Genomic DNA, 24,558 nt, shown 5'->3' on the forward strand with positions numbered 1-24,558 from the left:
GTCATGCTCCTCCGGCCTTGCCCGCCGCCAGCGTATCCAGCATCGGCCGGATGCCCGACAGGTCGTAGCCCGCGCCCGCCGCCTGTGCGACGAGCAGCGTTGGATCGCGCCCCACCCGCGCCGCCGCCAGCGCCCACAGGTTGCACGAGCGCGTGCCCGACCGGCAATAGGCCAGCACCGGCCCGTCCGCCGCCGCCAGCGCGGCGGCCATCGCCTCCAGCTGGGGATGGCTGAACCCCGCCTGCGTCACGGGGATGGCGTGATAGGCGAGCCCGGCGGCCTCCGCGCTGGCGCGGATCTCGTCACCGGTCGGCTGGCCCGGTTCCTCGCCATCGGGACGGTTGTTGACGATCGCGACAAAGCCGGCGGCGGCGATCGCGGGCACGTCGGCGGGGGCGATCTGGGGCGCCACGGCGACGCGGTCGTTGAGGGGGCGGATCATGATAACGCGACCTTAGGCGAGCTTTGTCGCGCCGTCAGCCCTCATGGTCGCGAATCACGTCGAGAAACGCGTCGCCATACGCATCCAGCTTGCGTGCCCCTATTCCCGACAGGATCGACAGCTTGGCCCGGCTGTCCGGCCGCTGCGCCGCCATGTCGCGCAATACCGAATCGTGGAAGATCACATAGGGCGGGACGCCCGCCGCCTGCGCCAGTTCGCGCCGACGCGCGCGCAGCGCCTCGAACAGGGGATTGTCGGCGGGGTTGGCGGTGACCGGCGTCTCGCCGCGACGGCGGCGTTCGCGTTTGGGCGGGATCACGATCGACAGTCGCGCCTCGCCCTTCAGCAGCGGTTTCGCCGCGGGGCCGAATTCCAGCCCGCCATGCGCGTTGGTGCGCAGCGCGTCGCGCAGCAGCAGCGCGCGCGCCACCGGCTTGATCAGTGCGGTCTCTTCGCCGTCGACGATGCCCCAGACCGACAGCCCTTCATGCCCGCGATCGACGCTGCGGTCGGTCGACTGGCCCAGCAGCACCTGCTCGATATAGGTGGCGCCGAACAACTGCCCGGTGCGGAACACCGCCGACAGGAACTTGCGCGCCGTCTCGGTGGCATCGACCGCGTCGGGGCTGCCCAGGCAATTGTCGCAATTGCCGCAGTCCTCGGCCAGGGTTTCGCCGAAATGCTGGAGCAGGATGCGCCGCCGGCATCCCCCCGTCTCGACCAGCGCGCCGAGCGCGGCCAGCCGCTGCCGCTCGCCCGGCTGGCGTTCCGGCTCCACCTCGCCGATCCGCTGGCGGGCACGGGCGAAATCCTCCGCCCCCCAGAACAGGTGCGCGACCGACGGGTCGCCGTCGCGCCCGGCACGGCCGGTTTCCTGATAATAGGCCTCGATCGATTTCGGCAGGCCGGCATGGGCGACGAAGCGCACGTCGGGTTTGTCGATCCCCATCCCGAACGCCACCGTGGCGCAGATCACCATGTCCTCCGACGCGACGAAATCCGCCTGGTTCTTCGCGCGAATGTGCGCTTCCAGCCCGGCGTGATAGGCGCGGGTCGGGCGCCCGGTCTTCGCCAGCGTTTCCGCCAGTTTCTCGGTCGCGGCGCGGGTCTGGGCATAGACGATGCCGGGGCCGGGGGTGGCGGCGATCAGGTCGGCGATCTGTTTCGACGTGTTCGCCTTCGGGCTGATCGAATAGCGGATGTTGGGCCGGTCGAACCCCGACACGATCATGCCCTCGGTCGGGATGCCCAGCTGCTTGACGATATCGGCGCGGGTATGCGCGTCGGCGGTCGCGGTCAGTGCGAGGCGGGGTACGTCCGGAAACGCATCCATCAGCGGTTCGAGCAGGCGGTAATCGGGGCGGAAATCATGGCCCCATTCGCTGACGCAATGCGCCTCGTCGATCGCGAACAGGCTGAGTTTCGATTCGCTCAGCAACTCGCGAAAATGCCCGGTCGAGGCGCGTTCGGGGGCAATGTAGAGTAGATCGAGCTCGCCCGCGCGGAACCGGGCCAGCGTCTCGCCCCGGTTCTGGTCGACCGAGGTCAGGGTGGCGGCGCGGATGCCGACCGCCTCGGCCGCGCGCAACTGGTCGTGCATCAGCGCGATTAGCGGGCTGACGACGACGCACGTCCCCTCCATCATCACCGACGGCAGCTGATAGCAGAGCGACTTGCCCGCGCCGGTCGGCATCACCGCCAGCGTGCGTTTCCGGTCAAGCACGCGCGCGACGACATCCGCCTGCACGCCGCGAAAGCCGTTGAAACCGAAGACGCGCTGGAGAACGGGAAGGGGGTCTGCGACCATCGACGTGTCTGTAGGGACATGCGCGTGCGCGGTCGAGCCGGCTCGAGGGATCGTTTCGCCTCCGTGCTGACATGATTGCCGCTCAGGCTGCCGCTTCGGCGTGTGGGGGACAGGATATGCGGGCGGGAATCATGATCGGCGCGGTGGTGGTGCTGACGCCCGCGGCGACCCCACCCGGCGAACGGATCGTGCGGATCGACACGACGATCCCGATGACGGTGCAGGGAGTGGCGGGCCGCCTGCGGATCGATCCGGGTGCGCCGGGGCGGCCGGTGCTGGCACCGGGCTATGCCGAGCAGGTGGGGCTGAAGGGCGGCGGCCTGATGGGCTTCGGCGTCATCTATCATGTCGGGCGGGAGAAGGTGCCAGCCCGGACCGAGGTCGCGGCGGTCGTGCTGGATGGCGGCAAGGTGCACAAGCACCGGGTAATATGGGCGCCCCGCGCTTTCGCTGCCGGGGTGGAAGGGGCGATGGGGCCGGGCGGCCTCGACGAACCGGTCGTCCGTTTCGTGCTGCGTCCGGCCATGGCGGGCGAACGGACGGTGGCGATCCCCGTCGCGCCGGCGGGTGGATTGTTCGGCAGCTGGTCGCCAATGGCGGGGCAGGTCGATGTCGGCGGCCTGCCGCTGCGTGTCCGCTTCGCGCCCTATCTCGTGAAATCGGTGGCGACCGCCGGGGCGGCGGCGCAGATGGCAGAAGCGTTGGGCGGGCGGCTGGAAGACGGGACGGGCACGGCAGAAATCGCCTTCGGCCTGATGCGGCCGGTACGTGGCATGGCGCTGGCCCAGCCGCTGGCGATCGGCCCGCTCGCGCTGCCCAGGGTGGCGGTGCGGACTGCGGACATCGGCAGCGTGAACGGGCTGCCGACCACCGGCGAGGCCGCCGAGGCCGATCCCGACGAGATCGTCGTCGTCGCCAAGGGCAAGCGTGCGCCCGGATCGATGACGCTCGGCGCGGACTATCTTGGGCGCTGTTCGTCGATCGTGTTCGACAAGCCCGCCCGGGTGATCCGCCTGACCTGCGCCTGATTGCCCTGGCCGTCGATCCGGATAGGATGGCGGCAACAGACGGGAGAGGGCGATGCGCAGGGCGGCCATGATGCTGGGTACGATGCTGGGCGCGACCGCCATCGCGGCGGACCGGCCCGTCACCGAACGGATGGTGCCCGGGCTTGGCGAGGTCGAGGTGCGGATCAACCGCCAGCCGATGCGGTGGCGGATCGATCCGGCGGCGTTCAACATGCCGTTCCTGTCTGCCGAGGCCGCGCGCCGCGCCAAGCTGCGGGCGGGGGATGTGACGCTGCTCTATGCGGTCGGGCCGGAGATCGTGCGGGGCGATACCGGGCAGGCGACGGTGCAGGGCGCGCGGCGATCGACCGTCGCCTGGTTCCCGCGCCCTTATGCCGCGGGGCTGGACGGCGTGGTCGGGCCGGGCGGGCTGGCGGAACAGCGCGTGCGCTTCGTCTTCCGCCATCCCCGCCCCGGTGAACGGACGGTGACGTTGCCGATGATCGGGCAGGACGGACCGCTGGGCAACTGGGGGAGCCTGTTCGCGATGATCGAGGTGGGGGGCGAGCCAATGCGGGTGCGCTTCGATCCGCACCATCCCCACACGCTGGCCACCGCCAATGCCGGGCGGCGGTTGGCGGAGGCCTATGGCGGGCAGTTCGTGGGCGGCCCGTTCACCACCGAGATCGCCTTCGGGATCGAACGGCCGGTGCGACCGATGCGGCTGGCACGCGCCGTGGCGGTCGGGCCGCTGGCCCTGACCATGATCGGCGTACGCACCAAGGATGTCGGCAGCAGCGCAGCGGTGCCGGAAGCGGGTACGCCACCCCCCGATCCGGACGAGATCGTCGTCGTCGCGCGCGACAAGCGCTATGATCCCGAACGCGACCGGCTGTCGCTGGGGGCGGACGTGTTGCGGCCCTGCTCGACTCTGGTGTTCGACAAGCGGGCGCGGACGATCGAACTGAGCTGTCTGGTGAAGTAGCGGTTATTCCGCCGCAGCCAGCGCCTCGTCCCGCTCGCTGGCCTGCCGGGCCCACATCGCCGCATATAGGCCGCCACGACGCAGCAGCTCGGCATGGCTGCCGCGTTCCGCCACCTGGCCGCCATCCAGCACCACGATCTGGTCGGCGTGGACCACGGTGGACAGGCGGTGCGCGATGACGATGGTGGTGCGGCCGCGCTCCACCTGTTCCAGCGTGGCGAGGATATCCGCCTCGGTCCTGCTGTCGAGCGCACTGGTCGCCTCGTCCAGGATCAGGATCGGCGGGTTTTTGAGCAGGGTACGCGCGATCGCCACCCGCTGTTTCTCGCCACCCGACAGTTTCAGGCCGCGTTCGCCGACGCGGGTGTCGTAGCCGTCGGGCTGGCGTTCGATGAAGCCGGCAATCGCGGCCCCGGCGGCGGCGCGGCGCACCTCGTCCTCGCCCGATCCCTCGCGGCCATAGGCGATGTTGTAACCGATCGTGTCGTTGAACAGCACGGTGTCCTGCGGCACGATGCCGATCGTGGCGCGCAACGAGGCTTGGGTGACGGCGGCGATATCCTGCCCGTCGATGGTGATCCGGCCGCCATCCACGTCGTAAAAACGGTAGAGCAGCCGCGCGAGCGTCGACTTGCCCGCGCCCGATGATCCGACCACCGCCAGCGTGGTGCCAGCCGGCACGTCGAGGTCGAGCCCGTGCAGGATCGGCCGACCGGCATCATAGCCGAACGACACGCCTTCGAAGCGGACATGCCCGCGCGCCACCGCCAGCGCGGGCGCCCCGGGCGCGTCGACGATCTCGGCTGGCGTATCGACCAGCGCGAACATGCTGCCCATGTCGATCGCGCCCTGCCGGATGGTGCGATAGACCATGCCGAGCAGATCGAGCGGGCGGAACAACTGCGCCAGCAGCGTCGACACGAACACCACGTCGCCCGCCGAAAAGCTGCCCCGGCTCCACCCCCAGGCGACATAGGCCATGCCGCCACCCAGCATCGTGTTGGTGATCGCCGCCTGCCCGACATTGAGCCACGCCAGCGAGTTCTCGGACTTGGTGGCAGCGCGGGCATAGGCATCGACCGCGGTTTCATAGCGGCGCGCCTCGCGCTCCTCCGCCCCGAAATACTTGACCGTCTCGAAATTGAGCAGCGAATCGACCGCGTGCGCCACCGCGCCGGTGTCGAGATCGTTCATCTTCACGCGCAGCGCGTTGCGCCAGTCGGTGACCATCCGGGTGAACCAGATGTAGACCGCGACCATCGCGACGGTCGCCGCGACCAGCCACACGCCGAAGCTGTGCCAGAAGATGCCAAGCACCAGCACCAGTTCCAGCAGCGTCGGGGCGATGTTGAACAGCAGGAAATACAGCATCGTATCGATGCTCTTGGTGCCGCGCTCCACCACCTTGGTCACCGCGCCGGTGCGGCGTTCCAGATGGAAGCGCAGCGACAGGCCGTGCAGATGGCGGAACACGTCGGCGGCCAGACGGCGGGTGGCGTCCTGCCCGACCCGTTCGAACACCGCGTTGCGCAGATTGTCGAACAACGTCGTCCCAAATCGCGACGCAGCATAGGCGACGACCAGTAGCACGACGAGCGTGGCGACACCTCGATCCCCGCCCGCCATCCGGTCGACCGCGTATTTCAGCGTATAGGCCGCGCCGAACACCTGCACGAGCTTGGAGCACAGTACGAGCATCATCGCCGCGGCGATGCGCAGCCGTGCCCCCGGCTGATCCTTCGGCCACAAATAGGGCAGGAAGCGGCGGAGCGTGGGGATCAGCGGCTGATCGAGGGTGGCGGGACCGGTGACGGGAGGCATCTGCATCCCATGTCGGGGGTGCGGGGCGTGGGCGCAACACCCGACAGCATCATCGTTGCCGGTCAAGCCGCTCCATCGCACGGGCGGAACATCCGGACGACGCTATCCGTTCTATCCGGCGACTGGAGAAGCACATGGAACCGATGTTCTTCGTGATGGCGATTCTGGGATGCGGCGATGGCAACGGCCAATGCACCGACGCGCGGATCGTGCCGACCCATTATACCACGATGGCACAGTGCCGTGCCGCGCTGCCGACGCAGCTGGCGGCGAATACCGACGTGCCGTTTCCCGTGATCGGCGCGGATTGCCGGCGCAACGGGGTTGAGATGGCGCAGGCCGTCGGTAAACCACGCAACCGCGGATAATCGGTCGCCGGTCAGGCCGGCAGCGTCACGATCGCGGTTAGCCCGCCCCCCGGTGTCGCTTCCAGTATCATCGTTCCGCCATGCAGCGTCGTGATATCGCGTACGATGCTCAACCCGAAGCCGTGGCCGTCTCCCCGTTCATCGAGGCGTATACCGGGTTCCATGGCACGGGTCCGGTCTGCGTCGGGGATGCCGGGGCCATCGTCGATCACCCGCAACGTCACCATCCGGGCATCGCGATCGGCGGTCACGCGCACGTGGTGGCGGGCATGGCGGGCGGCGTTGTCGATCAGGTTGCCGGCAACCTCGTCCAGATCGTGCGGATCAAGCCGGACGGTCAGGTCGGGACCGATGTCATGGATGACGGCGATGCCACGATCGGCATGCAGCCTTGTTACGACCTGCGCCAGATCGGTCAGCGCGGGGGCGAGCGGGGTCGCTGGGGGACGACCGCCCCCGGCACGGGCACGGCCGAGATGGTGGCGGATGGTGGCGTCGATCCGGTCGACCTGACGGCGGCGGACGGGATCGTCGCCCACTGCCAGCGCCAGTGTCGCCACCGGGGTCTTGAGCGCATGGGCAAGATTGGCGGCGGACAAGCGCGCGGTGGCGAGCGCGGCCTGCGTATCGGCGGCCAATGCGTTGAGTTCGATGGCGAGTGGCCGGAGTTCGGTAGGCTGATCCTCGTCGATCCGGTCGATCCGCCCCGCCCGCAACGCCGCCACCGCGTCGCGCAACGATCGGAGCGGACGCAGGCCGATCCGCAATTGCACCCACGTCACCGCCGCCATCAGTCCGCCAAGGATGGCCAGCGCCAGCAGCAACGGCGTCACTGCTTCCCGGATCGGCTGCGCGATCACCGCCTGCGGGGCAGCGACGGTGATGGTCACCGTTCCGCTGGTGGTCGCCAGCACATGGCGGCGGGCATGGAGCACCACGCCGTCCGCACCGATACCGTCGAGGGGGACCGGTACCTCCGCCGGGTCCACCGGCATCGGCGGTCCGCCTTCCGGACCCGACCGGTGGTCGCGACCGTGATGACGGGGCATGGTGCGCACCGTCATCGTCGCCAGCCCGGCATCGCCCAGCGCCTCGCGCGGGGTGTGGATCAGCCATCGCCAGTCGCGGCCCATCGTCAGCAGCCCGCGATGCGAGCGCAGTAATCGCGCGTCGACCCGTCCGTCCGCGCCGACGGTGCTGGCGAGCAGCGCGATCTGCGCGTCCAGCCGCTGGTCGATGCCACGCGTCACGAAGCGTTCCAGCACCCCTGCGATCGCCCAGCCCGCCACGACCAGCGCGACGACGGTCGCCAGCGCGGACAGCGCCGCCAGCCGCCCCCCGATCGAGCGCGGCCACCACCTCATGGCGCTTTCCCGTCCGCGGTCAGGCGATAGCCGCGCCCGCGCACCGTTTCGATCGCCGCGGCCCCGATCTTCTTGCGCAGCCGGCCGACGATCACCTCCAGGCTGTTCGAATCGACATCGGCATCGCCTTCGTACACCCGTTCCAGCAGGTCGAGCCGTTCGACCACGGTCTCCTTGCGCAGCATCAGCGCGGACAGGACACGCCATTCGAACGCGGTCAGCTTCAGCGGCAGGCCGTCCAGCTCGAACTGCCCGGTCTGGGTGTCGAAGCCGATCGCACCGCAGGCGATGCGCGCGGCGGCATGGCCGGCGGCGCGGCGGACGAGGGCGCGGAGCCGCATCACCAGTTCCTCGACGCGGAACGGCTTCACCAGATAATCGTCCGCCCCCGCCTTGAACCCGGCGACCTTGTCCGACCACGCCTCGCGCGCGGTCAGGATCAGCACCGGCATCGTGCGGCCGGCGCGACGCCATTCGGCCAGCACGGTGATGCCGTCCTTCCCCGGCAGGCCAAGGTCAAGGACGGCGGCGTCGAACGCCTCCGTCTCGCCCAGGTGCGCGCCGTCGATGCCGTCGGTGGCGAGATCGACCGCGAAATGTTCGGCGCGCAGGGCGCGGGCGATCGCGGGGCCGAGATCGGCATCGTCCTCGACTAGCAGGATACGCATGACGGCCGGGCTAGCATCGATTGCGGGTGGGGAACCATCCCCGATGCTCCTGACCGCACGGCCTAAACCGAGACTGAACGGCGCGGTTCAGGGGGCATCGGGGGCGAGGCGGTAGAAGGGGGCATCGAGCATGAGGAGCAGATGATGAGCAGGATGACATGGTGGACTCCGCGGGCGCGGATGGGACTGGCGGCGGCGGCCCTGCTGGCGGCAGGCGCGGCGGGTGGCGCCGGCGCGGTGTCGATGACGCGACCGGCGGTAACGATGGCGCCGACCGTCGCCACCCCGATCGCCCGGCTGGCCGCGTCGAGCGGGATCGTGACGGTCAAGGGGCGTGTCGCCGAGATCTATGGCGACCGGATGATCGTGCAGGATGCGACCGGACGGACGATGGTGGCGGGCAACCGCGAGGTGGCGGCCACGCTGGTACGCGGCAGCGCGGTGATGGTGCAGGGCCGTTATGACGACGGCCAGTTGCGCGCCGCCTATCTGGTCGATCCCGCCGGACAGGTCACCGAGGTCGGGCCGCGTCACGGACCGGGCGGGCCGGGACGCGATGGCCCTGGTGGCCCCGGACCGAAGGGGCCGCGCCATGGCCCCGGGCATGGGCCGGATCGGGGACCGGGTGGCGCGCCGGACGGTCCGCCGCCCCCGCCGCCCGCCGATGACGTGGCACCGCCACCCCCGGCAGCCGGTGCGGGGACGCCGCCCGCCGCTGGCATGGTGCGCCCGCCGGCCCCCGCCGCCGGCGCCACCGCGACGCCGCGCCCCGCCGGTGCGGCGCCGACGCCACAGCGGTGACATGAAACGGCGCGATCGGGGGCGGGTCGGCTGGTGCCGGCTTGTCCCCGGTCCGCGTCCTGCTAGGCAAGGGGTGATCGCCCGACAGGACAGAGGCGATGGATGCGATCGGACGGGGATGCCGCCACCGGCAAGGGGTCCGTCATGTCACGTCGTCGTTCGATTACCCGCAACCTTGTCTGGGCCGGCACCGCGCTCGGCAGCCTCGCACTGGCGCTCGCCGCCGGTGGTGCGGAGGCACAGGCGATCGGTGCCGTACCGGCGGACGGACAGGCCACCGCCGCCCCCGCCGGCCAGCCTGCGCATGAGGACGGGCTGAGCGAGATCGTCGTCACCGCATCGCGCCGCGAGGAATCCGCCAAGGACGTGCCCGTCGCGGTCGCGGTGATCGCGGGCGAAAAGCTCGACGTGCTCAATTCCAGCGGCCTCGACGTGCGTTTCCTCGCGGCACGGGTGCCCAGCCTGCAGGTCGAAAGTTCGTTCGGGCGGACCTTTCCGCGGTTCTATATCCGCGGTCTCGGCAATACCGATTTCGATCCCAATGCCGCGCAGCCGGTGTCGGTCGTCTATGACGATGTCGCGCTGGAAAGCCCGATGCTGAAATCCTTCCCCGTGTTCGACCTGCAAAGCGTGCAGGTGCTGCGCGGGCCACAAGGGACGTTGTTCGGGCGCAACACGCCGGCCGGTGTCGTGAAGCTTGATTCGGTCCGGCCGTCCGAGACGCCGTCGGCCTATGCCAGCCTCAGCGTCGCCACCTACAACACCGTCAATGCGGAGGCGGCGTCCGGCGGCCCGATCGGCGGCGGCTTCAGCTACCGCGTGTCGACGCTGCTCCAGCGCCGCGACGACTGGGTGCGCAACACCAGCGCCAGTTCCGGCACCAGCCCACTCGCCAGCCCCGGGCTGGAGGGATATCTGGATTATGCCGGGCGCGTTCAGATCGCCTACAGCGGCGGCGATTTCAACGCGCTGGCCAATGTCCATGGCCGCGAGCTGGAGGGCAGCCCGCGCATTTTCCGCGCCGGCCTGTTCCAGCGCGGCAACAATCGCTTCACCCTCGGCTTCGACAAGGACGTGGCGGCGCTCGACGGCATCACCGACCAGTCGCTGACCCAATGGGGCGCGAACCTGCACCTCGACTATCACCTGGCGGGGCTGGGCACGCTCTATTCGATCACCGCCTATGAACGGGCGACGGTCAACAGCGTCGGCGATATCGACGGCGGTGATCGCTATCCGTTCAGCGGCGGCACGATCGGCCAGCTGAACGTCGGCCTGTTCCCGTCCAACACCGGCGGGCGCACCAAGCCACGCGAATTCAGCCAGGAGGTGCGCTTCGCCACCGACGATCTGGGTGGGGTGCGGTTGCAGGCGGGCGGCTATTATTTCCGGCAGCGGCTGAACTACGACGAATATGCCTTCTCGGGCTCTACCGTCTCGACGCAGGATATCCGCCACCGCAACCGCAACGAGAATTACGGCATCTTCGCCTCGGCCGAGTACAAACCGGTCGACGATCTGACGGTGCGTGGCGGCGTGCGTTATTCGCACGACAAGCGGCGCGATCTGGTCGAGGGCTTCTCCCCCGGCCTGACCCCCGGACTGACGCTGCCGATCACCACGCGGGTGACGGGCGACAACGTGTCGTGGGATGCCAGTGCCACTTATGCGCTGACCGACGCGGTCAACGTCTATGGCCGGTTCGCGACCGGGTATCTGGGGCCGGCGATCCAGGACCGGGTGACGTTCGGCAGCCTGCCGACCACCGCCGCTAAGCAGACGACGATCTCGGGCGAGGGCGGCATCAAGGCGCAGTTGTCCCGCGTGTTCCGCTTCGACCTGACCGGGTACTGGAACCGGACCAAGGACCTGCAACTGACCGCGGTGGGCGGCGCGACCAATTCGGCGCGGCTGCTGAACGCCGACAAGGCGATCGGCTACGGCGTCGAGGCGGAGATCGAGGCGCGGCCGATGCCGAACCTGACCTTCACCGCCAGCGGATCGTACAATTTCACCGAAATCCGCGACGGCGACATCGCGGTGGCCCCATGCGGATCGGGGCTGTGCACGGTGCGCGATCCGCTGAACGCCGCCGGCCTCGCCGTGATCGACGGCAACGACCTGCCACAGGCGCCGCGCTGGATCGCGAACGCCACCGCGCGCTATGCGATCCCGCTGGCGAACGGGGACCAGATCTTCGCCTATGGCGACGTTGCCTATCGCGGAAAGATCAATTATTTCCTGTACGAGGCGGCGGAGTTCCGCGGTCGCGCGTCGACCGAACTGGGCCTGAAAATCGGCTACAAGACCGCCGATAACCTGGAACTGAGCGTGTTCGGGCGCAACCTGCTGAACCAGATCCGCAGCATCAGCGCGATCGACTTCAACAACCTGACCGGCATGATCAACGAACCACGGATCATCGGCGGGATGATCCGCTTCACTTATTGATCGGCCCGCCCGTCACCCCGCAGGCGGGGGGACGGGCGCCCGGTCGTTCAGGCCACCGCCCAGCGAGCGGTACAGTTCGATCAGGTTGTTCTCCCGCGTCAGGCGGGTGGTGACGAGGTTCTGCCGCGCGGCATAGGCGGTACGCTGCGCATCCAGCGTGGTCAGGAACGAATCCACGCCGGCGCGGAATCGCGCGTCTGACAGGCGGGCGGCGCCCGTCGCGGCATCAGCGCGCGCAGTTTGCGCCGACAGCTGCTCGCCGATCGTGCCGCGCTGCGCCAGCGCATCGGCGACCTCGCGGAACGCGGTCTGGATCGCCTGTTCGTAGGTGGCGACCGCCACCTGCTGCGACGCGCGCGCATAATCGAGATTGCCCTTCAGCCGGCCGCCGTCGAACAGCGGCAAGGCCACGCCGGGCGTGGCGTTGTAGGTGAAGGTGCCGCCCCCGAACAGGCCGGACAGCGCGGTGCTGATCGTCCCCAGCGTCGCGGTCAGCGAGATGGTCGGGAAGAAGGCGGCGCGCGCCGCACCGATATTGGCGTTCTGCGCGATCAGTTGGTGCTCGGCCTGCAACACGTCGGGCCGGCGCAGCAGTGCCTGCGACGACAGATCGCTGGGCAGCGAATCGAGCGTGTAGCTGTTCGTGCCCAGATCGGTCGGCAACTGTTCCAGCGGCACGGTGGTGCCGACGAGCAGATTGAGCGCGTTCTGGTCGCGGGTGATGGTGGTGCGCAGCGTCGCGATGTCGTTGCGCGCGGCCTGATAATTGGTTTCCGCCTGCCGCACCTCCAGTTCCGATCCCACGCCGACGCGGAACTGCGCGCGGGTCAGGTCCAGTGTCTGCTGGAAGGTCTTCAGCGTCTCCTGCGACAGCCGCAGCTGTTCCTGATCCGACGCCATCGTCAGCCACGCGGTCGCGATCTCGGCGATCAGGCTGATGCGGGTCGACCGCTGCGCTTCCTCGGTCGCGAAATACTGTTCCTGCGCGGCCTGGGTCAGATTGCGGACCCGGCCGAACAGATCGAGTTCGAACTGCGAGAAACCGGCGGTGACCGTATAGGCCTCGATGTTGGACGAGGTGGCCCCGGTACCCGCACCACCGGTCGCTCCGGTGCCGCCGCCGCCGGTGCCACCCGTACCTGTGCCGCCGGTGCCGCCCGTGCCCGTGCCGCCGCCGGCGGTCCCGCCGCTCGCCGCACCCGCCGCGCCGAAGATGTTGTTGGTATAGATGCCCTGCCCCGACACGGTGGTGGAGGGGACGCGATCGGCGCGCTGGACGCGGTATTGCGCGCGTGCCTGCAACACGTTGCCTGCCGCGATCCGCAGGTTGCGGTTGTTGGCGATGCCTGTCTCGATCACCTGCCGCAGGCGCGGATCGGTGAAGAAGTCGCGCCAGCCGATCGCGGTCACGTCGCGTGCATCGGTCGACGCGGCCGGATAGGCGCCGCCCTGCGGCAGCGTCGCCGGGATCGCGCCGGCGGGCCGGACATAGGTCGGCGCGAGGTTGCAGCCGGCCAGCATCGTCGTGGCGGCCAGCGCCACAGTAAGGATAGACCTGTTCACGAAATCACGCTCCCTGCGGCGCGGTGCCGCCATCGGAGGATCGGTTGCCGGCATCGGGTGCGATGTCGGCGTTGGCACGCGGCTTGTGTTCCCCGTCGTGCTTGCCCCCGTCGCCCTTGCCATGTCCGAACAGGCGGCTGACGACGACGAAGAACATCGGCACGAAGAAGATCGCGAGGACCGTGGCCGACAACATGCCGCCCACCACCGCCCGGCCGATCGCGTTCTGCCCGCCCGCGCCCGCGCCGGTCGACACCGCCAGCGGCAGCACGCCGAAGACGAAGGCGAGCGACGTCATCAGGATCGGGCGAAGCCGCAGCCGCGCCGCCTCCACCGCCGCATCGAAGGCATTCATGCCCGACTGGATGCGTTCCTCGGCAAATTCCACGATCAGGATCGCGTTCTTCGCCGACACACCGATCGTGGTGATGAGGCCGACCTGCAGGTAGATGTCGTTGTTGAGACCCGTCAGCGTCGCCGCCAGCAGCGCGCCGATCACGCCCAGCGGCACCACCAGCAGCACCGCGATCGGCACCGACCAGCTTTCGTACAGCGCGGCAAGGCACAGGAACACGAGCAGCAGTGACAGACCGTAGAGGGCCGGGGCCTGCCCGCCGGACAGCTTTTCCTCGAACGACAGGCCGGTCCATTCCAGCGCGGTGCCGGGTGGCAGTTTGTCGTGGATCGCCTCCATCGCCGCCATCGCCGCGCCGGTGCTCAGGCCCGGGGCGGGAGAGCCCTGGATCTGCATCGCCGGCTGACCATTGTACCGGGTCAGCTGCACCGGTGCCTGCGCCCAGTTGAGCGTCGAGAAGGCGGTATAAGGCGCCATCGCGCCGGTCGCGCCGCGGACGTAATAGTCGCCGATATCCTCGGGCGCGAGGCGGAAGGGAGCGTCCGCCTGCACGTAGACGCGCTTCACGCGGCCACGGTCGATGAAGTCGTTGACGTATGCGCCGCCCCAGGCAGTGGCGATGGTCGAGTTGACGACGCCGAGGTCGAGGCCGAGTGCGCGCGCCTTGTCCTGATCCACGTCCACCTTCAACTGCGGTGCATCGTCCAGGCTGAGCGGGCGGACCTGCGCCAGGCTCTTGTCGCCCATCGCCATGCCCAGCATCATGTTACGCGCCTGAAGCAGCTTGTCGTGGCCCTGACCGGTCTGGTCGACCAGCTGGACGTCGAAGCCGGTGGCGTTGCCCAGCTCCTGCACGGCCGGCGGCACCAGCGCGAAGATCATGCCGTCCTTATATTGCGAGAACGCACCCATCGCGCGCCCCGCGATCGCCTGCGCCTTGTTCTCGGCGCCCGGACGCTCCTCCCACGGCTTCAGACGAACGAAGGCGAGGCCCGCATTCTGCCCCTGTCCCGCGAAGCTGAACCCGTTGATGGTGAAGACCATCTGCACGGCCTTCTCGTTCTTCAGGAAATGGTCGCGAACCAGGTCGAGGCCCTTGTCGGTCCGCGCGGTGGAGGCGCCGGCCGGCCCCTGCACCAGCGCGATGACGGTGCCCTGATCCTCGTCGGGCAGGAAGCCCGTCGGCAGGCGCCAGAACATGAAGCCCATGATGCCCGCGATCAGCAGATAGACGAGCATCGACCGCTTCCACCCCGTCGCGGTCTTCTTGACGGTGCCCTCATAGGCGGTGGTGGCGTGATCGAACCGCTCGTTGAACCAGCGGAAGAAGCGCGCCAGCGGCCCCTTGCCCTCATGCTTCTTGGGGTCGTGCGGCTTCAGGATGGTGGCGCACAAGGCCGGCGTCAGGATCAGCGCGACCAGCACCGACAATACCATCGCCGACACGATCGTGATCGAGAACTGGCGATAGATCACGCCGGTCGATCCGCCGAAAAACGCCATCGGCAGGAACACCGCCGACAGGACGAGCGCGATGCCGATCAGGGCGCCGGTGATCTCGTCCATCGATTTGCGGGCGGCCTCCTTCGGGGACAGCCCCTCGGTCTGGATCAGGCGTTCGACGTTCTCGACCACGACGATGGCGTCATCGACCAGCAGGCCGATCGCCAGCACCATGCCGAACAGCGTCAGCGTATTGATCGAATAGCCCGCGATCGCCATCACCGCGAAGGTGCCGAGCAGCACGACCGGCACTGCGATCGTCGGGATGATCGTGGCGCGCCAGTTCTGCAGGAACAGGAACATCACGAGGAAGACGAGGATCACCGCCTCGACCAGCGTGTGGATCACCTGTTCCACCGACAGGCGAACGAACGGCGTCGTATCGTACGGGAATTCGGCATGGACGTCCGACGGGAAGCCCTTGGCGATCTCGCCGACGCGCGCCTTCACCGCATCCGCGGTCGCCAGTGCATTGGCACCCGGCGCCAGCTTGATGCCGAAGCCGGAGGCGGGTTTGCCGTTATACTTGGTGTCGAAGCCGTAGCTTTCGGCGCCCAGTTCCACGCGTGCCACGTCGCGCAGGCGCACGACCGCGCCGCCGGCATCCGACTTCAGCCGGATCTCACCGAACTGTGCGGGGGTCTGGAGCCGCGACTGGACCGAGACGGTCGCGTTGAGCATCTGCTCCTTGGGGGCCGGCTGCGCGCCGATCTGCCCTGCGGAAACCTGCGCGTTCTGCGACTGGAGCGCGGCGGTGACGTCGGCGATCGTCAGCTGATAGCTGTTGAGCTTGGTCGGATCGACCCAGACGCGCATCGCATATTGCGAACCGAACAGCTGCGTGTCGCCGACGCCGGAGACGCGGCTGATCGGGTCCTGCAACTGCGCGGCGACCATGTCGGAAAGATCGACCGCGCTGTGCGAGGCGTCGTCCGAATAGAGTGCCATCACGAGCAGGAAGTTATTGGTCGCCTTGGCGACGCGGATGCCCTGTTGCTGAACCTCCTGCGGCAGCAGCGGGGTAGCCGCCTGCAGCTTGTTCTGGACCTGCACCTGCGCGATGTCGGGATCGGTCCCCTGTTCGAACGTCAGCGTGATCGTGACGGTGCCGGCCGACGAGGACGAGGCCGAGAAGTAGCGGAGATTGTCGATCCCCTTTAGCTGCTGCTCGATGATCTGCGTCGTCGTGTTTTCCAGCGTCGTCGCGTCCGCACCCGGATAGGTGGCGGTGATCGAGACCGCGGGCGGGGCGATCGTCGGGAACTGCGCGATCGGCAGGCTGCGGATCGCCAGCACGCCGGCGAGCATCAGGATGATCGCGATGACCCATGCGAAGATGGGGCGATCGATGAAATAACGGGCCATTTCGGGTTACTTAGCCTGTGCCGCGGGGGCGGCTGCCCCCTGGACGGGCGCCTGGGCAGGCGCCTTGTCGCTATAGGGAGCCGTCTTCACGGCGGTGCCGGGCTGCAGGTTCTGCGCGCCCTCCATCACCACCTTGTCGCCGGGCTTCAGCCCGCCGGTGACGAGCCAGTCGGCGCCGACCGTGCGGCTGGTGACGAGCGGGCGGGGCGCGATCTTGCCGTCCTGGCCGACCACCAGCACGGTCGCCTCGCCCTTCTCGTTGCGCGACACCGCGCGCTGGGGGACGAGGATGGCGTTGGCCTGCGTCCCCTCGACCAGCACGGCGCGGACGAACATGCCCGGCAGCAGCAGACCGCGCGGATTGGCGAACTGGGCCCGGATCACCTGGCTGCCGGTGGTCGGATCGACCGTCACATCGGCGAATTTCATCGTGCCTTCGGGGCCGTAGTCCGACCCGTCCTCCAGCTTCAGCTTGACGCGGGCGGCACCACCGCCGCGCGACAGCGCACCCGACAGGATCTGCTGGCGCAGGCGAAGCAGGTCGGCGCTCGACTGCTGGATGTCGACATAGATCGGGTCGAGCCGCTGGATCGTGGTCAGCGGCTCGGTCTGCGACGCGGTGACGAGCGCACCGGTGGTAAAGGTGGAACGACCGATCCGACCGGAGATCGCGGCGCGCACGGTGGTGCGGCCGAGATCGATCTGCGCGGTGCGTAGTGCTGCGGCCTGCGCGGCGACATCCGCCTGCGCCTGCTGCGCGCTCGTCGTCGCATTCTCGAAATCCTGCCGCGAGATCGCGTTGATCTTCACCAGTTCGCCGTAACGGCGCGCCAAAGCCTGGCTGGAGGCGATCGCGGCGCGGGCGCGGGCGACCGCGGCACGCGCGCTGGCGACCTGCGCCTGATAGGGCGACGGATCGATCCGGTAGAGTGGCTGGCCCGCCCGGACGAAGTCGCCTTCCTGGAACAGCCGGGCGAGGACGAGGCCGTTGACCTGCGGCCGGACCTCCGACGTCTCATAGGCGCTGGTGCGACCGGGTAGTTCGGTGCTGAGCGTCACCGATTGCTGACGGACCTCGATCACGCTGACCTGCGGCGGGCCGGGCGGAGGCCCCGCCTGCTGATCGCCGCCACCGCCGCAGCTTGCCAGCAGCAGGGACGCCAGCAACAGGCCAGGGGCGGACATCATCGTGGGGGCGGCATACTTGACCATCGGGGTCCTCGGCGACAAAGAGAGCGAACGTTCACTCACATCGGCCCGCAGCTAAGCCTGGGCATAGCGTTCGTCAAGAAGGATGGTGCGGTGCACAACAAGAAGCGAGATTCGGAACTACCTGCATCCCGTGGCGAAAAAGCGACGCTTCGGCGAAATAAATTGGTCGAGGCCGCCCGTATTCTGTTCGGTGAACACGGCTTCCATGGCACCGGCATGGCACAGATCGCCGATGCATCGGGCATCCGCGTCGGGCAGATTTATCGCGATTTCGAATCGAAGGAAGACATCATCGCCGCGATGGTGGCGGCCGACCTGTCCGATTTTCTTGACGAGGCGGTGCTGGCCCAGGCGATCGCGATGGGCGACCGGCAGCGGGTCCGCCGCTGGGTGCTGGACCTGATGATCCGCAAGCAGCAGCCCAACGACTCGACGCTGTTGCCCGAGATACTGGCGGAGGCATCGCGCAATCCCCGCGTGGCAGCGATCATGCGCGAGGGGGATCAGCGTATCCGCCGCCATGTCGCCGCCGCCCTGGCGATGCTGGCGCCACACGCCGAGTCGGCGTGCGCCCGCTGTGTCGAGGAATTGATGATGACGCTGATGATGGGCGGATGCAGTCGGCGGATGGCGCTGGTCGAGGGGGACTGGCAATTCCTGGAAGGGTGCATGGCGCGGTTCCTGGACCAGCAGATCGCCTGGCTGGCCGACCATGATGATGGCGCCGCCGCCGCTGACCATGCGGATGCTTGAACAAATCTCGCAGTTGCACAATCATGGCGCGATGAACCATCCGCCACCCGTCCCCGATATCTGCCCCACTGGCCGGTGGCGGCTGCCGATCCGTCCGGCCTGATGCCCGTCCTCGGCGGGCTTCATCACGAAATCCATGGGCCGGATGGGGCGCCCGTGCTGCTGCTCGCATCGGGAATGGGCGGCGAGGCGGGGTATTGGGCACCCAATCTTGCCGCACTGGCTGCCCGCCACCGGGTGATCGTGTACGACCAACGCGGCACCGGCCGTTCCGAACCAACGGTGGACGGCATCCTCACGATCGACAGTCTGGCGGCGGACATGGCGATGCTGCTGGATGCCACCGGCACGACGACCGCGACGGTGATCGGGCACGCGACCGGCGGCATGGCGGGGATGATCCTGGCACTGACCGCGCCTGCCCGGGTCGAGCGGCTGGTGGTCATCAACGGCTGGGCACGGCTGGACCGGCACACCGCGCGCTGTCTCGATACCCAGTTGGCGCTGCTGCGCGCCAGCGGGCCGCGTGCCTATCTCCACGCACAGCCGCTGTTCCTGTATCCGCCGCAATGGATCAGCGACCATCACGACCGGTTGCTGGCGGACGAGGAGGAGGGGCTGGCGCGATTCCCCGGCGCCACGATGATCGAGCGCCGCGTCGCCGCGGCGCGTCGATTCGACGTGGTCGAACGACTGGCGCAGATCGCCGCGCCGACGCTGTTCGTGTCCAGCGACGACGACATGCTGGTGCCCCCGGCCTGTTCGGCGCGAATGCAGGCGCGGTTGCCGGGATCGGAACTGGCACGGCTCGCGGAGGGCGGCCACGCCTGTACCGTCACCCGTGCGGAGCATTTCAACCGCTGGCTGCTCGACTGGCTGGACAGCGAATAGCGGCAGCTATCGTCTCGCCGTCCGATACGGCCCCGCTTCCCGCTGCAACGGACTGAATTTGCTGGGGTAGGCGCCGCGACAGCGTGATCCGCGATTGGCAAAGGCCCGCGATGGGAGTAAATCCTAACCACAAACGCCGTGGGGGCGGCAAAGGGGCGGACGATATTGGCTCATGTGAAGGATCACGCCAGCCTGTCGTCCAGCGATGGCGGCGGATGCGTGCCCCAATCCGCGACGACGGACCCCTCTGTACCCGATCACGGCCTGCCACCGGCGCTGCGGTGCGGCGGTGGCGTGATGGGCGATCGCATCCGTGCCTTCGACTGGTCGTCGACACCGCTTGGCCCGATCGCCGGCTGGTCGCCCGGACTGGTCGCCGCCACCGCGCTGCTCCTCCATTCGCCGACTGCGATGGTGCTGCTCTGGGGGGCGGAGGGCACGATGATCCACAATGATGCCTATGCCATGTTCGCGGGCGAGCGGCATCTGGATCAGCTGGGGGTGGGCGTCCATACCGGCTGGCCCGAGGTGGTCGAGTTCAACACCCATGTCCTGCGGACCGGTCTGGCCGGCGGGTCGCTGCAATACCGCGATCACCTGATGCGGCTCAACCGCACCGGCACCTTGGAGGACGTGTGGATGGACCTGTCCTATTCGCCGACGTTCGACGAGGCGGGACGCCCGGCGGGCGTGCTGGCGATGATCGTCGATACGACGGCTACCGTACTTGCCCGGCGCCGCATCGCGGCGGAACATGGCCGGCTGGAGCAGCTGTTCGAACAGTCGCCGACCTTCATGGCGCTGTTGAGCGGACCGGAGCACCGTTTCGAACTGGTCAATCCCGGCTATCGCCAGTTGATCGGGCATCGCGAAGTCATCGGGCTGACGATGGTGGAGGCGCTGCCCGATGCGGTCACGCAAGGATATCTCGCGCTGCTGGACGAGGTGTATCGCAGTGGCGAACCCTATAGCGCAAAAGGCGCGACCTATATGGTCGAGCCGAACCCGGACGGGCATGTCGACGAACGGGTGATCGATTTCGTGTTCCAGCCGATCCGGGATGCGGCGGGAATGGTGACCGGTATCTTCGTGGAGGGGGCCGACGTCACCGATCGTGCGGTGGCCGAACGCGACCTGCGCGACAGCGAGGCGCGGTTGCGTTTCCTCGACCAGCTGGGCGAGCGAACGGTGCCGCTGGGTGATGCCGATGCGATCATGGCGGTCACCACCGAACTGATCGCCATGCACCTCGGGGCGTCGCGGTGCGTCTATGCGGATATCGATGCCGATGGCGAGGGCTGCAAGGTCGGTGGTGGCTGGGTGTTGCCGGGTGGCGTCCCGCTTGACGGACGGCACCACCTGATCGATCTGGGGGCGGCGGCGGTCGCGCTGCTGCGCGCCGGAGAGCCGTTGATCGTGGGCGACGCAACGGTGGAGATGCCCGGAACGGCGCCGTTCGAAGCGCTGGGCGTGCGGGCGTCGGTCTGTATTCCGTTGATCCGCAACGGCCGCCTCCATGCACTGCTCGCGCTGCATGACGCGAAGCCGCGCCGCTGGTCCACCGCCGAGGTGCTGGTGATACGGCAGGCGGCGATGCGATCCTGGGCCCTGGTCGAGCGGGTACGCGCCGAGGCGGCGCTGCGCGACCTGAACGCGACGCTGGAGGCGCGGGTCGCGGAACGCGCGGCGGCGGTGCAGCAGGGCGAACAGACCATCCGCACCGTGTTCGAGAATTCGTTCATGGACCAGACCCTGCTCTCGACGACGGGCGAGGTGGTCTATGTCAACGCGACCGCGCTCGCCGGGATCGAGGCGGTGTCGGCCGATGTGATCGGCCGGCCATTCGCGACGACACCCTGGTTCGCCGCCACCCCCGGCGCACCCGATCAGGTCCGCGCCGGCATCGCGCGGGCGGCGGCGGGGGACAGCGTCCGCCTGCATCTGGCGCTCGACCTGCCGACCGGGGCACGGGTCTATGATTATTCCCTGCGCCCCGCGTTCGACGGGGCGGGCAATGTGGTGGCGATCGTGTCCGAGGCGATCGAGATCACCGCGCGTGTCCGCGCCGAGGATGCGTTGCGCCAGGCGCAGAAGATGGAGGCGGTCGGACAGCTGACCGGCGGGCTGGCGCATGATTTCAACAATCTGCTGGCGGCGATCAGCGGCAATCTCGAATTGCTGGAACGGCGTATCGCACAGGGGCGGATCGACGGGCTGGCCCGCTATATCGACGGCGCGACGCAGGGCGCGCGGCGCGCGGCGGCGCTGACCCAGCGGTTGCTCGCCTTTTCCCGGCGGCAGACGCTCGACCCGCGTCCGACCGACGCGGACCGGCTGATCGCCGACATGACCGACCTGATCCGGCAGAGCGTCGGCCCGACCGTCGCGCTCGAAATCGCCACGACCGAGAAACTGTGGCCGATCAACGTCGATGCCTCGCAACTGGAGAACGCGCTGCTCAACCTGTGCGTCAACGCGCGCGATGCCATGGCGCCCGATGGTGGATGCCTGCGGATCCGGACCGACAATGTCATGCTGGGCGAGGGCGACGTGCTGCGCCGTGACGTGGCGGCCGGAGAATATGTCCGCATCTCGGTGATCGACGGCGGCGCGGGAATGCCGCCGGAGGTGATGCAGCGCGCGTTCGACCCGTTCTTCACCACCAAGCCGATCGGTCATGGCACCGGGCTGGGCCTGTCGATGGTCTATGGCTTCGCGCGGCAATCGGGCGGGCAGGTGCGGATCGAATCGGCCGAAGGGCAGGGCACCACGATCTGCCTGTGCCTGCCGCGTTTCCACGGCACCATCGATCCCGCGGTCGATGCCGCCGGCCCGGTCGTGACCGACGAGCAGGGCGCCGGCGAGACGGTGCTGGTGATCGACGACGAACCGGTGCTGCGCGCCCTGATCGTCGAGGTGCTGGTGGAGGCGGGATACCGGGTGCTGGAGGCGGGCGACGGTGCCGAGGGGCTGCGGCTGCTGGAAAGCGGGGCGCGGATCGATCTGCTGGTCACCGATGTCGGCCTGCCCGGCGGCATGAACGGCCGGCAGGTCGCGGATGCCGCCCGCCTGTCCCGCCCCGCCCTGCGGGTGCTGTTCATCACCGGCTTCGCGGATATCGCCGCGGTCGGCCAGGCCGGATCATGGGGCGGGCTGGAACCCGGCATGGGCGTGCTGACCAAGCCGTTCCCGGTCGCCAGCCTCACCGCGAAGATACGCGAAATGCTCGATTAAGCGCGGCGGCATCTTCCGTTGTCCCGCATCCGGCTGTACCGGCGCAGGCGATGACCCAGTTGCCCGGCGATTCCGCCACGCCCGTCGCGGACGACGATATCGTCTATCCTTCCGCCGTCCCTTTCCTGCTGATCCATCTCGCCGCCTTCGCCGCGATCCTGACCGGGATCACCACCTCGGCGCTGGTGCTGTGCGGGGTGTTGTACGTCGTGCGGATGTTCGGCGTGACCGCGGGGTATCATCGCTATTTCTCGCACCGTGCCTATGCCGCCGGCCGGGCGATGCAGTTGGTGCTGGCGGTGCTGGCGCAGAGCAACGCGCAGAAGAGCGTGCTGTGGTGGGCGGCCAAGCATCGCCACCACCACCGCCATGCCGACACGCCCGAGGACGTCCACTCGCCCCGCCACGCCGGCTTCGCCTACAGCCATCTCGGCTGGATCTTCGCGCGCAAGCACGATCAAGCCGACTTGTCGGTGGTACCCGACCTGACCCGCTGGCCCGAACTGGTCTGGCTGCACCGCCACGAACATACCCCCGCGATCGGGCTGGCGCTGTTCAGCCTCGCCATCGCCGGCTGGCCGGGGCTGGTGGTCGGGTTCGTGTGGAGCACGGTGCTGGTCTATCATGCGACCTTCGCGATCAATTCGCTGGCGCATGTCCGCGGTTCTCGCCGCTACGTCACCGGCGACGACTCGCGGAACAACTGGCTGCTCGCGATCGTGACGATGGGGGAGGGGTGGCACAACAACCACCACGCCTTCCAGAGCAGCGCGCGGCAGGGTTTCCGCTGGTGGGAGGTCGATATGACCTTCTACCTCCTGAAGCTGCTGGCGCTGACGGGGGCGGTGCACGGGTTGAAGAACCCGCCCGCGGGGGTGATCCGCGGCGAGCAGCGGCTGGGCGCGAAGGTGATCGCCCGCACCGCCGAGCAATTGGCCGACCGGTTCTGTGCCGAACGGATCGCAGCGCGGCTGCGGGCGGCATGGCCCGAACACGAACTGGCGGGCCTGCGCGCCATGCTGGCCGATCCGGCCACGGCGGCGACGCAGATGTGGAACCGGTATCATCCGCAATTGCCGGGGCGCGACGCATTGCTGGCGGAGGCGCGGACGTTGTTCGCGCGCACCCCCTGGCTCGACGAGATCGTCGATCGCGCGCATCAGCGGATGCTGACGGCGGTGGGAAGGCAATTGGCGGCCTGAGCCGATCCGCCTTCCCGTGCGTTGGCGCGCAGACACAGGGAAAGGGAACTACGTTGATCGCGACCATAGCCGAGCTGGATCGTATCCGTGACGAATGCCGTACGATGGTAACCAAGCGGTCGCTGATGTCGGCGGGGGCGGCGGTGGTGCCGGTGCCTGGCGCGGATGTCGTCGCCGATGTCGGGCTGCTGTCTAACCTGCTGCCCGCGATCAGCACCCGTTTCCAACTGGACGAGGCGCAGGTGAACAAGCTCGAACCCCGGCTGGGCCAGCAGGTGCTGGTGATGGCGTCCAGCCTGGGTAACAACGTGATCGGGCGGATGGTGACGCGCAAGGTAGTGACCGCGCTGCTGAAGCGGATGGGTGTTCGCATCGCGACCGGATCGATGGCGAAGTTCGTGCCGTTCATTGGATCGGCGGTCGCCGCGACGATCAGTTTCGGCGCGATGAAGGCGATCGGCAATGGCCATATCGACGATTGTTACCGGACCGCGCGGGCACTGATCGAACCGCCGCTGCCGTCGCATCACAACCGTTAGCGGCCAGCGGGGGCGGGTCGGACCGCCATCATCTTGATCGCTGCAATATTTAGCGTTTCGGGTGGATATCGCCTAACATCGGTCCGACTCGTCGCCCGGTTCGCAGGCCGGGCGCAATTATCGGCGTCGTCTATGGTGACGGTGTCGGAAATACCGGCGGGATCGGGCACCCGTCGGCCATTATGAACGACCCCTCGTCGACAGGGGGGCGTTCAGGGAGATGATGG

General features: G+C 68.5%; 18 protein-coding genes. 10 read left to right on the forward strand and 8 right to left on the reverse strand.

Going from position 1 to position 24,558, the window contains the following annotated elements:
* Position 1: 1 nt before the first annotated feature.
* Positions 2-442 (reverse strand): protein tyrosine phosphatase family protein, encoded by a 441-nt coding sequence (locus ABD719_RS01600; protein WP_192125619.1) that lies wholly within the window; start codon positions 440-442, stop codon positions 2-4.
* 34 nt (positions 443-476) lie between these two features.
* Complete coding sequence (gene recQ / locus ABD719_RS01605; RefSeq protein ID WP_344691624.1) at positions 477-2,249, reverse strand: DNA helicase RecQ; 1,773 nt, start codon at positions 2,247-2,249, stop codon at positions 477-479.
* Between the two features lie 116 nt (positions 2,250-2,365).
* On the opposite strand from recQ, the gene ABD719_RS01610 reads away from it, so the two are divergent.
* Together ABD719_RS01610 and ABD719_RS01615 are read left to right on the forward strand one after the other, a co-directional pair.
* Entirely contained in the window at positions 2,366-3,277 is a 912-nt protein-coding gene (locus tag ABD719_RS01610) for a hypothetical protein (protein WP_344691626.1), read from the forward strand.
* 52 nt (positions 3,278-3,329) lie between these two features.
* A complete protein-coding gene (locus ABD719_RS01615; protein WP_344691628.1) occupies positions 3,330-4,241 on the forward strand; it encodes a hypothetical protein in 912 nt (303 codons plus the stop codon).
* A 3-nt stretch (positions 4,242-4,244) separates the two neighbouring features.
* Here the strand turns inward: ABD719_RS01615 and ABD719_RS01620 are convergent, their stop codons facing one another.
* On the reverse strand, positions 4,245-6,062 hold the full coding sequence (locus tag ABD719_RS01620) for an ABCB family ABC transporter ATP-binding protein/permease (protein ID WP_344691630.1): 1,818 nt from the start codon (positions 6,060-6,062) through the stop codon (positions 4,245-4,247).
* 134 nt (positions 6,063-6,196) lie between these two features.
* On the opposite strand from ABD719_RS01620, the gene ABD719_RS01625 reads away from it, so the two are divergent.
* Positions 6,197-6,430, forward strand: coding sequence for a hypothetical protein (locus ABD719_RS01625; protein ID WP_344691632.1), 234 nt, complete (start codon positions 6,197-6,199; stop codon positions 6,428-6,430).
* A gap of 11 nt (positions 6,431-6,441) precedes the next feature.
* On the opposite strand, the gene ABD719_RS01630 is transcribed toward ABD719_RS01625, so the two are convergent.
* Both ABD719_RS01630 and ABD719_RS01635 read right to left on the reverse strand, forming a co-directional pair.
* Positions 6,442-7,794 (reverse strand): sensor histidine kinase, encoded by a 1,353-nt coding sequence (locus tag ABD719_RS01630; RefSeq protein ID WP_344691634.1) that lies wholly within the window; start codon positions 7,792-7,794, stop codon positions 6,442-6,444.
* Entirely contained in the window at positions 7,791-8,462 is a 672-nt protein-coding gene (locus ABD719_RS01635) for a response regulator (protein WP_344691636.1), read from the reverse strand. Before ABD719_RS01635 ends, ABD719_RS01630 begins: the two co-directional genes overlap by 4 nt.
* A 144-nt stretch (positions 8,463-8,606) precedes the next feature.
* On the opposite strand from ABD719_RS01635, the gene ABD719_RS01640 reads away from it, so the two are divergent.
* Positions 8,607-9,263 carry a hypothetical protein gene (locus ABD719_RS01640; protein WP_344691637.1) on the forward strand — a complete coding sequence of 219 codons (657 nt, stop codon included), beginning with the start codon at positions 8,607-8,609 and terminating at the stop codon, positions 9,261-9,263.
* 144 nt (positions 9,264-9,407) lie between these two features.
* Entirely contained in the window at positions 9,408-11,714 is a 2,307-nt protein-coding gene (locus ABD719_RS01645) for a TonB-dependent receptor (RefSeq protein WP_344691638.1), read from the forward strand.
* A gap of 12 nt (positions 11,715-11,726) precedes the next feature.
* On the opposite strand, the gene ABD719_RS01650 is transcribed toward ABD719_RS01645, so the two are convergent.
* The 3 genes from ABD719_RS01650 to ABD719_RS01660 are packed head-to-tail and all read right to left on the reverse strand — an operon-like array spanning position 11,727 to position 17,712.
* On the reverse strand, positions 11,727-13,310 hold the full coding sequence (locus ABD719_RS01650; protein WP_425567085.1) for an efflux transporter outer membrane subunit: 1,584 nt from the start codon (positions 13,308-13,310) through the stop codon (positions 11,727-11,729).
* Positions 13,282-16,500 (reverse strand): efflux RND transporter permease subunit, encoded by a 3,219-nt coding sequence (locus ABD719_RS01655; RefSeq protein ID WP_344691639.1) that lies wholly within the window; start codon positions 16,498-16,500, stop codon positions 13,282-13,284. Before ABD719_RS01655 ends, ABD719_RS01650 begins: the two co-directional genes overlap by 29 nt.
* 6 nt (positions 16,501-16,506) lie before the next feature.
* Positions 16,507-17,712, reverse strand: coding sequence for an efflux RND transporter periplasmic adaptor subunit (locus tag ABD719_RS01660; RefSeq protein WP_425567086.1), 1,206 nt, complete (start codon positions 17,710-17,712; stop codon positions 16,507-16,509).
* Positions 17,713-17,802: 90 nt separating this feature from the next.
* Here ABD719_RS01660 and ABD719_RS01665 point away from each other — a divergent pair, with 90 nt between their 5' ends.
* The 5 genes from ABD719_RS01665 to ABD719_RS01685 all read left to right on the forward strand — a co-directional run bounded on the left by ABD719_RS01665 (position 17,803) and on the right by ABD719_RS01685 (position 24,331).
* The gene (locus ABD719_RS01665; RefSeq protein ID WP_344691640.1) at positions 17,803-18,465 is read left to right on the forward strand and encodes a TetR/AcrR family transcriptional regulator; all 663 of its coding nucleotides are present in this window, start codon (positions 17,803-17,805) and stop codon (positions 18,463-18,465) included.
* Between the two features lie 156 nt (positions 18,466-18,621).
* Entirely contained in the window at positions 18,622-19,356 is a 735-nt protein-coding gene (gene rutD / locus ABD719_RS01670) for a pyrimidine utilization protein D (RefSeq protein ID WP_344691641.1), read from the forward strand.
* Between the two features lie 174 nt (positions 19,357-19,530).
* Positions 19,531-22,590, forward strand: coding sequence for a PAS domain-containing protein (locus ABD719_RS01675; RefSeq protein WP_344691945.1), 3,060 nt, complete (start codon positions 19,531-19,533; stop codon positions 22,588-22,590).
* Positions 22,591-22,640: 50 nt separating this feature from the next.
* The gene (locus ABD719_RS01680; protein ID WP_344691642.1) at positions 22,641-23,792 is read left to right on the forward strand and encodes an acyl-CoA desaturase; all 1,152 of its coding nucleotides are present in this window, start codon (positions 22,641-22,643) and stop codon (positions 23,790-23,792) included.
* 53 nt (positions 23,793-23,845) lie between these two features.
* Complete coding sequence (locus ABD719_RS01685) at positions 23,846-24,331, forward strand: hypothetical protein (protein WP_344691643.1); 486 nt, start codon at positions 23,846-23,848, stop codon at positions 24,329-24,331.
* Positions 24,332-24,558: the final 227 nt, after the last annotated feature.

It is taken from the genome of Sphingomonas cynarae (assembly GCF_039537815.1).
GTDB classification, from domain to species: Bacteria; Pseudomonadota; Alphaproteobacteria; order Sphingomonadales; family Sphingomonadaceae; genus Sphingomonas; species Sphingomonas cynarae.